This is a genomic window from Neobacillus terrisolis (assembly GCF_051233475.1).
Lineage (GTDB): Bacteria > Bacillota > Bacilli > Bacillales > Cytobacillaceae > Bacillus_BU.
In genome coordinates, this window is sequence record NZ_JBKFGH010000029.1 from 33,950 (window position 1) to 47,822 (window position 13,873).

General features: G+C 37.6%; 8 protein-coding genes. 2 read left to right on the top strand and 6 right to left on the bottom strand.

Annotated elements, in window-relative coordinates:
• Window positions 1–62 precede the first annotated feature (62 nt).
• Together ACI48O_RS17485 and ACI48O_RS17490 are read right to left on the bottom strand one after the other, a co-directional pair.
• Window positions 63–542 carry a DsrE/DsrF/DrsH-like family protein gene (locus ACI48O_RS17485; RefSeq protein ID WP_435563139.1) on the bottom strand — a complete coding sequence of 160 codons (480 nt, stop codon included), beginning with the start codon at window positions 540–542 and terminating at the stop codon, window positions 63–65.
• Between the two features lie 198 nt (window positions 543–740).
• Window positions 741–2,921: a beta-propeller domain-containing protein gene (locus tag ACI48O_RS17490; protein ID WP_435563140.1), complete on the bottom strand. Its 2,181-nt coding sequence runs from the start codon at window positions 2,919–2,921 to the stop codon at window positions 741–743.
• Window positions 2,922–3,299: 378 nt separating this feature from the next.
• On the opposite strand from ACI48O_RS17490, the gene ACI48O_RS17495 reads away from it, so the two are divergent.
• A complete protein-coding gene (locus ACI48O_RS17495) occupies window positions 3,300–3,836 on the top strand; it encodes a ribonuclease H-like YkuK family protein (protein ID WP_435563141.1) in 537 nt (178 codons plus the stop codon).
• 7 nt (window positions 3,837–3,843) lie between these two features.
• Here the strand turns inward: ACI48O_RS17495 and ACI48O_RS17500 are convergent, their stop codons facing one another.
• Both ACI48O_RS17500 and ACI48O_RS17505 read right to left on the bottom strand, forming a co-directional pair.
• The gene (locus tag ACI48O_RS17500) at window positions 3,844–5,220 is read right to left on the bottom strand and encodes an MATE family efflux transporter (RefSeq protein WP_435563142.1); all 1,377 of its coding nucleotides are present in this window, start codon (window positions 5,218–5,220) and stop codon (window positions 3,844–3,846) included.
• 234 nt (window positions 5,221–5,454) lie between these two features.
• Window positions 5,455–6,999, bottom strand: coding sequence for a DHA2 family efflux MFS transporter permease subunit (locus ACI48O_RS17505; RefSeq protein ID WP_435563143.1), 1,545 nt, complete (start codon window positions 6,997–6,999; stop codon window positions 5,455–5,457).
• A 184-nt stretch (window positions 7,000–7,183) separates the two neighbouring features.
• Between ACI48O_RS17505 and ACI48O_RS17510 the strand changes: the two genes are divergently transcribed.
• Window positions 7,184–8,086: a TetR/AcrR family transcriptional regulator gene (locus ACI48O_RS17510; protein WP_435563144.1), complete on the top strand. Its 903-nt coding sequence runs from the start codon at window positions 7,184–7,186 to the stop codon at window positions 8,084–8,086.
• A 68-nt stretch (window positions 8,087–8,154) separates the two neighbouring features.
• Here the strand turns inward: ACI48O_RS17510 and ACI48O_RS17515 are convergent, their stop codons facing one another.
• Together ACI48O_RS17515 and ACI48O_RS17520 are read right to left on the bottom strand one after the other, a co-directional pair.
• Entirely contained in the window at window positions 8,155–10,887 is a 2,733-nt protein-coding gene (locus ACI48O_RS17515; protein ID WP_435563145.1) for a DUF4084 domain-containing protein, read from the bottom strand.
• A gap of 240 nt (window positions 10,888–11,127) precedes the next feature.
• Window positions 11,128–13,680, bottom strand: coding sequence for a bifunctional diguanylate cyclase/phosphodiesterase (locus ACI48O_RS17520; protein ID WP_435563146.1), 2,553 nt, complete (start codon window positions 13,678–13,680; stop codon window positions 11,128–11,130).
• Window positions 13,681–13,873 lie beyond the last annotated feature (193 nt).

A 13,873-nucleotide genomic window follows, 5' to 3' on the forward strand; every position in this document is an offset into this window, starting at 1 on the left:
CTCCCCTAATTAATCGTTATCTAACTGTAATTCACAGCAACAACCATTTCCCTATTTGTATTTTAGATAAATAGATTTACATTGCCATCTTGTGCATCGGCTAAATAAGCTGCAACACCAGCGTATTCAATATTATCCAGTAATTCTTCTTTTTGCAGACCTAACAAATCCATCGTCATCGTACAGGCAACTAATTTCACATCTTGTTCTTGGGCCATTTCAATTAGTTGAGATAAAGGCATGGCATTATGCTTTTTCATCACTTCTTTGATCATTTTCGGACCAAAACCAGCAAAATTCATTTTTGAAAGCCCCATTTTTTCTGCACCGCTTGGCATCATTTTGCCAAACATTTTTTCAAGGAAGCCTTTTTTCACAGAGATGTTTTCATCTTTACGTAAGGCATTTAATCCCCAAAAGGTGTGGAAAATTGTAACCTCATGGTCATAAGCAGCTGCTCCATTAGCAATAATGTATGCAGCCATCGCCTTATCATAATCGCCACTAAATAATACAATGGTTGTCTTTTTCGTTTCAGTCATAATGTCCTCCTCGTAGTTAGCAAAAATACTTGTATGGGTATTTTAAAAAATAAAATTTTTTAAATCACTTTATGAATTTTATATTACCCCTATGGGTATATTACTAAAACATTAATGGGAAGTCAACACTTATATAAAAAGCCACTCTCAATTTATTATAGAAAGTGGCCATAAATCAAACTAAATTTGTACTGGTAATTATTTTTTTAATGAAAGTTCGCTGATTTGCTCGGATGATTTTAGATTATGAGCACTGATTTTAGAGTCGGATAATGCATACAGCGTATCACCGATATAAACGAGACGCTGAATGCTATTTTCCCAGGATTCATATGGTTGGACCGTCGTTGTTTCATGGGTGATTTTTGATTTCAGGGTAAAGCCTTTGTCAGGGTCTAGATTGTAAACATATGCTCCCTGGAATTCAAACAATTGTCCCCATTCATCATTAGGGTCGCTCTGGTAAACGGCAATTGGAAAAGCGAATAGATTTGTATTCTTATTAAACAGGAGTGCTTTATGGTCATAGTTTAAAGGTGAGTAAGTCCCTCTACCACCGATGAATTCAGTAAATTTTTCTTTTGGATTGGTCATATCGCTGACATCAAACATGGTGATCTTCACACCATTCGTTAATATTCGAGGTTCCCCATTCGCTCCTTTTTCATCTATTACCTTCGTATCCTGCCCAAAGCCAATAATATGGTTCTCATCATACGGGTGCAGGTAATTGCTGAAGCCGGGAATTTTCAATTCACCAAGTACCTTAGGCTGAGACGGCTCGCTTGCATCAATCACAAACAATGGATCGGTCTGCTTGAAGGTTACCATATAAATACGATCACCCAGGAAACGTGCAGAGTAGATCTTCTCCCCCTTGGCTAATTCCTTTAATTCCCCAACCTGCTTAAGATTTTCGTCAAAGATAAAAAGCTGGTTGGTCGAAGGCTGCCTCGAATCCCATGGAAAGCCCTTCGTTGTGACTAAGCGAAAATACCCTTCATGTTCGTCCATTGAAAATTGATTTAATATCGTTCCTTCGATTTCAGTTGAACTATGGAAGTTTACTTCTAAACCGTTAACGGAAAATTTATATATATTTGTATCCGGAGCCGTCATTTCACTAATGTCGGCAGCTAGCGGCTGAATAAATTGATTGGGAACAGCTAAGTATAAATTTTTCTTTGACATATAGAGCTGGCTTCCGCTGCCAAGATAGGTGGTGATCTTGGCTTCTTGGTTAGGTTGTTCAAGGTCAAATGCGGCAATCATCGTGTAATTCGATTCCTTCGAATCCGGGAAGTATTGGATTTCCTTATAATTAACAAGCTTTGTTTCGGAACTAACTGCAGAGTCAGAGTATTTAGGTCGGATGTCGATGTCTTTATTTTTTTCAAGGATCCAGAAATCAGGATAGTGATTTGTCACAAGGTAGACGAGGCCATCTATTTTTCTTGATGACACATAGGCTCCTTCCAAGCTGATTTCACGGACCTTTTCAGGCTTGGATGGATTTTTAACATTATAAACGATTGCTTTAGTAGATTGATACATTGGGGCGATTTTGATAGTAGCTGCCGATTGGTTTAGCTGCTGGTCGTAATGTTGGTAGCTTGAACCAATCACTAATAATTGGTCTTTATGCAGAAAAAGCTGTAATGGTGAAAATGCTTCGTCATAGGAAATCGTTGCAAGGCGCTGCATCTCCTGTGCTGGTACTGCTTTGATAACCTCTACTTTATTACTGCTTGCCATATAAATGAGGTTCCCGTCCGTTTTGACAATGTCCGCTTCATCAACACCCTGAACTTGAACATTGGTTTCCGAATGGTCCTGTTTTGCCGCAGAATCAGATTTAGCCAAATCACTGCTCTTGGATTCGCTTGAATTTTCACTAAATCCAAACAAGGAGGTTTTTTGTTTTTGTTCGTCCATTATTTTAAGGAAATAGTTATTTAGCTCTGTTTTTGATCCAACTACAGGTAATGTTTCTTTTACTAAAAAGCTGATTTTCTTTGATGAAATTAGGCTTCTTCCAAGGGTAGACTTGATTCCTTTTTCAATATGCAATGTATAGGCGGACTTTTTAAACGCATAGCCATTTTCAGGGGGAGTGAGATAAATAGTTTTTTGATCATCACTAAGGAATAATTCGTTTGTTAATTTCTTTCCTTTATCATTGGTCACATAAATCAAATTAGAGTTGACGCTGCTTTTATGTATCTTTTCTGAGAAATGAATCTTCCACACTTTGTTTGCTAAGACAATTTGTTGCTCATTGTCCCTCCATTCATTTTCAATTTTTAGTTCAGTTTTATAAAAAAAGAGAATGAAGACTGCCACGCATAATGATCCGAACATTACCCAAATTTTTCTCACTTAAATCCCTCCTTTACTTATTAGACGGACAAATTCGCGTAAGGGTTCACATGAATCAATATTTTTTTTAAGTCTGTGATAAATTTGTCTGTTGATTTTCGCTCCAGGTGCTCGCGCACCTTAGGGGGAGTCCGGGAGCCTCCTCGGCGCCATAGCGCCTGTGGGGTCTCCCGTGACACCTTCTCCCGCAGGAGTCTCACACCTTCCACTCCAATCAACAGACTGTTCAAATATCAACAGTGTACTTTAACACAGCCTTTTTAAAAATGCTTTTTTTCTCAATCTTGTCTTCTCCGCACGATTGGAGGACTTATCCCATAATATATGAATAAGATGATATAAAAGAAATTTTTGGAAGGGAAGCTGTGGTGCTAGCGTATGGTAAAAAATGAACAAGACACTGTTTCTTTTCAAAACCTTACGGAAAATGGAATGACTTTTGAACACGTGTTTGAACGGATCAGCATGTTTATGAAAGCAGAGCCTAGCGGAAACTTCCGGTTAATGGTCGGGACCGACTCTCAAGTCCATAAGACAAAAACCGTGTTTATAACCGGAATCGTGATTCAAAATGAAGGGAAAGGCGTATGGGCCTGTATACGAAAGATCACTCTGCCCAGGAAAATGACTCAATTACATGAGCGAATATCATTAGAATTATCGTTAACAGAAGAAATTGTCTCCCTGTTTGATTCTAGCAGAAAGGAAAAACTCATCAATATCGTCTTGCCACACGTGTACAATGGAGCCACGTTTATAATGGAAGGTCATATTGATATTGGGGCAGGTAACAGGAATAAGACTAGTGCTTTTGTGAAGGAAATGGTGACCAGGATAGAATCAATGGGAGTGGAACCGAAAATAAAACCAGATGCATTTGTTGCATCCAGTTATGCAAATCGGTATACGAGATAGTGTTTTGTTAAGCAATCCCATCCTGGTGGATTCGGGCACCGGCAAAACTTTTTCTTTGAATGATAATAAGTCTGATGGATAAGGCAATCCCTACTGCAAGCAGTCCTATAGTTAAGCCAATCCAATATCCGACTGCCCCTAGTTCGGTTGAATGGGCCAATAAATATCCTACTGGCAGACAAATAAACCAATAAGCAACAAGCGTCATCAGAAAAGAAACAACGACATCCTTATAGCCTCTTAAGGCACCAAGAGCAGTTGCTTGAAGGGCATCAGAAATCATAAACACTAGTGCATAGATTAAAAATTGCGCGGTAACATGGATGACTGCCTGGTCATTAGAATATAAACCCGCCACTTGATAACGGAAAAGGACAACCAGTAAGCCCGCAACTGCGGCAATGATCAGCGAAATGTATATTCCGAGCCAACTGTATATTTTAGCATCTTTCATACGCCCCGCACCGATTTCGAATCCAACCAGAACAGTCTGTGCCATGGAAATGCTAAGTGGAATCATATAAAGAAAGGCTACAATATTGATAGCAGCTTGATAGGCTGCGATGGTGGTAATATTAAATTTACTAATGAGCACCGTCACAACAGCAAATATGGTTGTTTCAAAAAAAATGGCAAGTCCCATCGGTACCCCAATTTTTAAGATTTCACTGCACTCTTTTATCGAAAAATATTTAAGGCTTGCAAACAATTTGTATTCAGAGAATGGCTTTTGCGTTTTGATCAAGATCCCCATCGCTGCCGCAAGCAGCCAATACGTAATCGAAGTGGCATAACCTGCTCCAGCCCCACCAAGCTCCGGAAAGCCCCAATTGCCAAAAATCAATACATAATTAAGCAGGAAATTTATCGGCAATGACAACAGGAGAATGATCATCACAACTCGCGTTTTTCCTAAAGCGTAGATGAATGACCTTAACACATTGTATAGAAAAAGCGGAATGATTCCGTAAGCCAGCCCAACAATAAAATGGTGGGCAGTAACCTGTACATCTCCCGGTACATTCATCATTGTTAAAATGGGATTTAGAAAGATTGAGCCAAGGATGATAACTAATAGGCCAAGAAAAATGGAAATATAGATTCCATGTGCCACGACGGATGAAACTTCCTTTTTCTTTTTTTCGCCAAAGCGTTGGGCAGCAATAGGCGATACAGCAAACAGAATCCCAGTTAAGCCTGTAAAGATTGGATTCCATATCGAGGAACCGATGGCGACTCCAGCCAGTTGTGATGGATCGTATTTTCCTGACATGACGATATTAAAGAATACCATTGTATACATTCCGAGCTGGGTAATTAGAATAGGGATTAGCAAGTACAGTATTTGCTTGATTTTTTCTCGCAAAGTGAATGTTTGATTCATGATTTGAATCTCCTTACCAAAAAATAACTTTATCGCAAAAACAATTATATTCTATTATCGACTATTTACAAATCGATTCTATGAAAATGACTTAAAATGCTCAATGTTGTTTGAAGCTGCGTCCCTTCTCCACAAAAAAAGGAGAGCGGAAACCATCCTGGATGATGTCCGCTCTCCTTTACTTCATAATTATTTATAGCTGCTGAACGTAACCTGTGAAGGAACAGCCTGCCCTTAGTTATTTTCTGCTAGTTTTGGTTCAAGCTTTTCAGCAGATTTTTTTGTTATAATGTCCTCTGCTTGTTTTGCCCTTTTGATGAAGAAGGCAAGAACTAGGGCAATCACAGCAATAAACACCGAAACAAAGAATGCATCATTAATCCCTTCAAGCATTGCTTTCATGGCAATTTGTTCTTTCATTTGAGCAAGTACTTCAGGTGAAGGCTGCATTGCTGCTGCTCCTGCCGGTGCATTGCTCATCATATCTTTAGCTATTTCTTTCGCATGTGTTTCAGCACGATTAGACATGATCGTTACCAATAATGCGGTACCGATAGCACCGGAAACCTGGGACATGGTATTATTCATCGCAGTTCCATGCGGATAGAAACGGGCTGGTAATTGGTTTAAGCCATTTGTCGTCACCGGCATATTTACCATGGACATCCCAAACATCCGAACAGAATAAAGAATGATTAAGTGCATGTATGTTGTTTCTACTGTTAACTTACTGAAATAATAGCTTGTTATTGCTGTAATCGCTAAGCCAATAATCGCTAGCACACGACCGCCAAATTTATCAAATAGTTTCCCGGTAATCGGCATCATGATTGCCATCAAGATGGCTCCAGGGAGCATCATTAAACCGGCATCAAGTGGGGAAATTCCGCGAATTGTTTGAACGTAAATAGGTGTCAAAATCATTCCTGAAAACATCGCCATGGTGACGAACATAGATATCACAGATGACAAAGCAAACATTGGGTATTTATAAATTCTAAAGTTAAGCATTGGCTTCTCTTGTTTTAATTGGCGCAAAATAAACCAAACTAAAGAGATAACACCGACAATTAATGTCCCATATACCACTGGGCTATCCCAGCCTTCCTTACCTGCTGAACTAAATCCATACAGGATACCGCCAAAACCTATGCTCGATAAAAGAACAGAAAATAAGTCCAGAGAAATATTTACCTTTTCTTTTTTATCTTTTAATAAGAAAAAAGCAACCAAAAGAATCGCAAAAGAAATAGGCGAAATAAAGTGGAATAACATTCTCCAGTCATAATGTTCAATAATCCAGCCGGATAAAGTTGGACCAATTGCTGGTGCAAACATCAACACTAGACCAAATACTCCCATTGCTGTTCCCCTTTTTTCAATAGGGAAACTTGTCAGCATTACGTTCATCAACAGCGGCATCATAATCGCTGAAGCAGACGCTTGAAGCATTCGCCCTGTTAATAAAATAGGAAATGTATGAGCAATACCAGCAATCAACGTGCCGATTGTAAATAAGCCCATTGCAACTAAAAATAAATGACGCACTGAATATTTCTGTATTAAAAAGGCTGTAGTTGGAATTAAGATTCCGTTAACCAGCATAAAGCCCGTTGTTAACCATTGAACGGTTGCTGGTTCAATTTTTAAATCAGTCATAATTGACGGCAGTGCAATATTTAATAATGTATTATTTAAAAATGCAATAAAAGCTCCAATCATCAAAACAGAAATGATTCCGTATGGTGGACGATCAGTCTTTGTTTCTTTGTGATCCATTGTAATCCTCCTAGACGTTTAGTTCATAATTTTGAACCCTCGGTTCAGCTAGATTTATATCATATACCATGAGTTCAAATAATGCAATTCAAAAATTCCTTTTATTTTCTGGGTTTGAATTATCCAAAAATATACTGTATTATGATTTTTATACTAGTAGTCCAAAAAGATAACAGGTGATGAAATGAACGACAGGAAACAGCATGTCATAAAAACAGCCCACCATCTCTTTATTGAAAAGGGATTTCAGAACACTTCTATCCAGGATATTATTGAGCATAGTGGAATTTCTAAAGGAACATTTTATAACTATTTTTCTTCTAAAAATGAATTGCTAATCGCTCTTTTTAAAATGATTTATAAAAAGCTGGAACAAGACCGGAACGAATTACTAATGGGCCAAGACCCAGCAAATATAGAGATCTTCATAAAGCAAATCGAAATGCAAATGAAAACAAACAGAGCAAATAAACTAGTTTCTCTGTTTGAAGAAGTTAACTTTTCTAATGATGTAGAATTGAAACAATTTATTAAACTTGGCAACTTAAGAATGCTTGGCTGGCTATACTACCGGTTTATCGATCTTTTTGGGGAAGATAAAAAACCGTATTTGTTGGATTGTGCCATTATGTTTATGGGGATTCTTCAGCATAATATAAAGTTTAATGCAATGGCTTATGATATGAATACCAGCGTTCACCATGTTGTCCGTTATAGTGTAGATCGAATCGTGAAGCTGGTTAGTGAAGTGGCCGAAACTGGAGCGCAATTAATTCCGCCGGAACTGTTAGAAAATAAATTGCCAAATTGTAAAAAACAGGACCAATCCCTTCAGCTGCGGCTAGTTTCCATTTTATCAGCACTTAAGAAAACCGCTGCCCAATTCGACGACCAATCAAAAAGATCTGAGCTTTTGGACTTTATTCAAGATGAACTCTTGCATGTAAGGAAACCGCGAATTTTCCTAATTGAAAGTGCGCTATCCTCGCTGAGAAACGGTCAATCAAAAGTCTGGGTAAATCAAATTGAAGAGCTTGAAAGTCTTATTGAGGATTTCAGAAAGCAATTGAAGGACGAAATGCATTAAATCATAGAAACAGCCGCCTCGGGACTCCTGAGGCGGCTGTTGTTTTTTTGCTTTATTAAAGGATTTGGTTAAACACCAATAGCATTTAAACTAATCGGTTCCCTAAGTAGTCGTACGATGTTTTCCGCCGGAACCGGCGGGCTAAATAAGAACCCTTGTCCGATATAGCAATTATTTTGCTGTAAAAATACATTTTGCTGAGGGTTCTCAACCCCTTCTGCAATCACATTGAAATTCAAATTCTTGCCCATATCGATGATGGTCTTTACCATCACACCCCCATTCGAGTGTGGCAGTATATCTTGAATAAAGGATTTATCTATTTTCACACTATTTACGGGCAAATGTCTTAAATAACTTAATGAGGAATAGCCAGTACCAAAATCATCAAGAGAAATCTGGATACCTATTTCCTTTAGTTCTTTAAGAATGGCAGACGACTTTGATATATTTTGCATGACACTTTCTGTAATTTCCAGCTCTAGGCAATCTGGTTCTAAATTTGTTTCCTGCAATACTCTAAATACAGATAGTACGAATGCTTCATTTAACTGGTGAGCTGACACATTTACTGAAATTGTAATCGATGGCAGCCCCATGTTTTGCCACGTTTTATTTTGGTAACATGCTTTTTTCAAAACCCATTCACCGATTTGTCCAATTAAACCGGTTTCTTCGGCTAAGGGGATAAATTCTTCAGGAGAAATAATACCAAACTCAGGGTGGGTCCAACGAATCAATGCTTCTAATCCTAGAATCTTACCTGTAGCTAACTCCACCTTCGGTTGATAATGCAGGAAAAGTTCGTTCTTTTCGATTGCTCTTCTTAATGCGTTTTCCAATTTCATTTTTCGAGTATTCATATCATCCAATCCCGAATTATAGAAATGATAGGTATTTTTTCCGCTATCCTTAGCATTGTACATTGCGATATCGGCTTTTTTAATTAATTCTTCCTCCGTCTCCCCATGTTCCGGGTAAATGCTTATTCCAATACTAGGCGTAACAAAAATTTCATGCCCCTCGATTTTGAACGTTTTATCGATCGAATTTAAAATTTTTATCGACATCATTTCACAATCATTTTCAATTTCAGACGGTAGGATTACTGTAAATTCATCCCCTCCAAGTCTGCAAACTGTACCATTTTTTCCAATGCATTCGTTTAATCTTGCTGTTACTTCTTTTAATAGTAGATCCCCAACATGATGTCCAAGAGTATCATTTACCGATTTAAAGCGGTCCAAATCAATAAACATAATCGCAACAGAGCTATTTCCTTCCTTTGCCGCCTGCATCTCCTGATTTAATATTTTATAAAATAAATTTCGATTTGGCAGTCCAGTCAGCTCATCATAATATGCCATGTGTTGAATGGTTTCCTCGGCCTTCTTTCGGTCGGTAATATCTGTCATTACATCATGGATTTTGATCAATTTACCATGCTCATCGAAAATGGGCGTTCTCCGAACCTGAACCCACTTAATCGTTTCATCAGGGCGAATAATCCGATATTCGAATAGTGGACTTCCTGTTTGAATGGGTAAGATAAAACGATCCATTTCATTCGCTCTATATATGTCCTCTGGATGAATGACTTCCTTCCATAAGGAAGGTCTCTCCAATAATTTTCTCCGTGAAAATCCATATAACTTTTCAAATCCGGTAGAAATCATCATTGAGTTTGTTCTTAAGTCCCTTGACCAGATAACGGCATCAAGATTATTAAACACGTCGGTAAGCTGTTGTTCTTTTTCCAATAAACTTTGGTTCATTTTTTCTAACTGCAAATTCTTCCCTAATAACTCTTCGGACAAACGCTGATGATTGTTTAATAGATCTTGATTTTTAATCAGAATGATGATCTGTCTAATCATAATGAGTGAAAGTGTCACAAATAAACCAATCGTCATTACATCCATAATAGAATGGTGCTTCTCCATTTCAAAAATAAATAATATCAAGATTAATAGATAAGGAAGGAAATAACGAACTGGCAGGAAACTTTCAATCGTTGTTACTTTCTCGTTCTCTTTGACGGTCACCTCCGCATATAATCCGGAAAAGCCGATTAATAGTAAAGATAATGACCATAACGGATCTAATAAGCTTCCTGTCGAATAACTATTATTGACGACTAAATATGTGTAGCCGGAATTGGCAATCACCTTGATCAAAAAGGCTAGAACAATGGGAATAATGGCTTTTTGTGGGATTGTTCCATTTGAGATAACAAACAAGCTTATCGCTCCAAACAAAAGACCAATATCAAAAATTGGATACCCCACATATACAAGCGTGAATAACCAAGAATGAGAATTCGCGGTCATTGTTAACAACGGATCAATCACCAGGTCCCAGCTTAATGTGATAGCTGCGATCATTATGATCATAATATCAAAAAGGAAACGTATTGTTGGTAAGGTTTGCGTTATTTTATGCATGATAAATAGAAAAGCAGATAAGTATAAAACATATTGGATTACCCAAAAAACATCAGGCCATCCCGGATATGGTGGTTCATTATGTAAAACGAATTCATTAAATATCCAAATTCCCTGTCCGAGGAAAAAAAACAAGCAGCCGGCTGATAAAATTAACCAGAAATAACGGTCCGAGTTCTTCGTTTTTAAAAAGGTATTAAATAATAAACTGAATGCGATAAGTGGCCCAATCGATTGAAAAAGATTTCCTCCAAATACAATCATTTCACTATGATCTTTCCACAAGTAAAGCCAGATATAGTAAAGGAGGATATAGATGATAATAAATATTGGAGCAAATTTTTTTAACATACTCATGTATCTTCTCCTTCGGATGACTTTTTGACATTATTTTAAAAAAACAATATAAACATGCCAATATCCTATTATCCATCTTTTGTAATTTATTAATTAAATTATAAAGGAGAAAGTGGTTTAATATTTCGAAGATTGTGTGTACATTAACAAACAAATATACATAATTGAAGAAAAGACATTCGAATAATGTCTTTTCTTTCTCCTACTCTATTAGAAACAGTTATATAAATTTACTCCCATTTATGAATGTATTGTATGTTGACAAATGGCACCGGCTTTTGCTTGTATCCTTTCAAATTGCTCCACCAGCTCCCTAGGAGATAATGGCGGACTAAATAAATATCCTTGTCCAAGTTTACAGTTTTCTTTATGTAATATTTCTTTTTGTTTCAAGGTTTCGATCCCTTCAGCAATGACAGTGAACTGCAAATGCTGAGCCATCGAAATAATCGTAGATACAATGGTCGTATCGCTTTCATCAGTAATTAGATCCCGCACAAAGGACTGATCGATTTTAAGGCGATCCACTTTAAGGAATTTTATATAAGACAGAGATGAGTACCCTGTGCCAAAATCATCAATAGCAATTTGAACTCCTAATTCCTTTAATAATTGCAAGGTTTTCAATGTATGATCCATATTCATCATCATGCTTTCAGTAATTTCAAGTTCGAGATATTTTGGTAATAGCTTTGTTTCAGCTAAGATCTCCTTTACTGTTTCAACTAAGTTTTGCTGATAAAATTGACGAATTGATAAATTTACTCCTACAACAAAGGGAGGAAGTCCTTGGTTTTGCCATTCCTTTACCTGTTTACAAGCGGTGCGCAACACCCATTCTCCTATCGGAACGATTAGTCCAGTATCCTCAGCAATAGGAATAAACCTTGCAGGAGGTATTAATCCATACTGCGGATGGTTCCAGCGCAGCAAAGCTTCAACTCCAATAATTTCGCCTGTCTCTATGTCTATTTGCGGCTGATAGGCCAAAAATAGTTCATTGCATTCTAGTGCATGGTACAAATCATTTTCTAGCACTAGATGATCGAGTGCTTTACCGTCCATTGAATGGTGATAAAATTGAAAAGACTTGTTCTGCAGCTGCGCTTCGACGAGCGCCATGTTTGCCCGTTGAAGTAGCTCCTCCATCGACTCGGCATGGTCTGGATAAACAGCAACACCCATTCTAACTGTTATGTTCACTAATAATGTTTGAGCTTGCAAGGGCTCTCTTAACGTATCTTGGATCTGTTTCACTATGGTTGTGACATCCTGCTCCAGTTCCTTACATTCACAAGGGAGTATGAGCGCAAATTCATCTCCTGTAAGCCTCGCAATAATCATTTGTTCTGAAAGCTGTTTCTTGAGCCTATTGGCAGTCGCTTTCAAAATCATATCACCAAACGAATGCCCCAACGCTTCGTTAATCTTTTTAAACCGATCAATATCAATTATGAACATGACCTTTTTTTGATTCGGTTGTTTATTCACGATTTCAAACCATCTATCTTTTAAAAAGCGGGTATTTGGAAGCTCGGTTAATTCATCGTAGAAAGCCATGTACTGAATCATTTCCCTGTCTTTTTTCTGTTGGGTGATATCGCGAAACACCATAATCGAACCAGCCAGATGATCTTGCTCGAAAAAGGGAGTTACTACGTAAGATGCTGGAAAAACCTCTCCGTTTTTTTTCGAAAAATAGTCCTCCTCTTCTCGAAAGAGATCTGCACCTTGATTAGATTCTTGGAATGGATATTTACAGAAGAGATAATTATTCCCTTCAAATTTTTTGTGAACCAAATCATGAAAATTTTTACCGACAATTTCTTTGTCCTTCCATTGAATTAACCGTTCCGCTTCAAGATTCATAAAGGTGGTATTACCGTAATTATCCAAAACTATGAGGCCTTCACCCATGTGAGAGGTTATCGTTTGTAGAAATTTCTCGTTTTGCTTTAATAGATTTTCTGCTTCTTTTTGCTTTTGAAACGGTTCTTCTACTGCAGAATGGTAGCCCGCCCTCTGTAAAAAATAGAAACCGGCAAATTGAAACAAATGCCCGAGAAAATTATTAATATCATAGACACTTTTATAGGTCGTAAATAAATAATCTGAGGTAATCAAATATATGGACGCGACGATAAGCATCGTATTAAACAAATCCTTTGACTGAAAGCGGGAGACCGCAAAAACAATGACAATGAGCTCTAAGATGATACCGGTATACTGGAGATTTTTCTTTAACTCGGTTGTCCCAAACCCATCAATCACTAATTCAGGAAGTAACGGCTCCGGATTGAACAAAACAACCATCCAAATAACAGAATAAATAAGGGCAATCCCGTAGGCTACTATTCTTTTTTGAGCGGGTACCCTTCGATCTTTAAAGGCAACAATGATCAATATTCCAGACACTTCCGTTAACCGTGCCACCATAAAAAACCAGGTTGCCCTAAAGGCAGAGCTATCGCCAAAGAAATAAGGCATACCATTATAGGTGATCATATGTGCTAATTCTAAAAGGGCTATTGAAAAAAATAAGGCACCAATCCATAATCGATAGTTTGATAAATTATGAGGAAAAACCATCCAAGATTGGATAGCGATGGTGAGAGCGGTGGTAGTGATAAAAAACTCCATGATTAGATGAAAAGTTAGGTAGTTTTGTTCTCCTAAAAAACCATAAAATGATACTCTAAACATCAATGCAACGATAAGGAGGAGCAATGATAGTTCAATGATAAACCCATGTGTTTTCCATAACCTATGAAAATTACGATTGGTTATATTCAATCTGCGACATTCCTTCCATACAAGGAGGTTGTATTGATTTCCATATAAAACCATGTTTATCCAAACCTATTTTACAACATCATCTCATGCTAGAGTGGATGACTTTTCTCACAACCGAACGCATTTGTATACAGAATTTCTCACTCTCTAGTAACTTCATTCAAATTGCTTTTGATAAATCGGAAACTTCAAT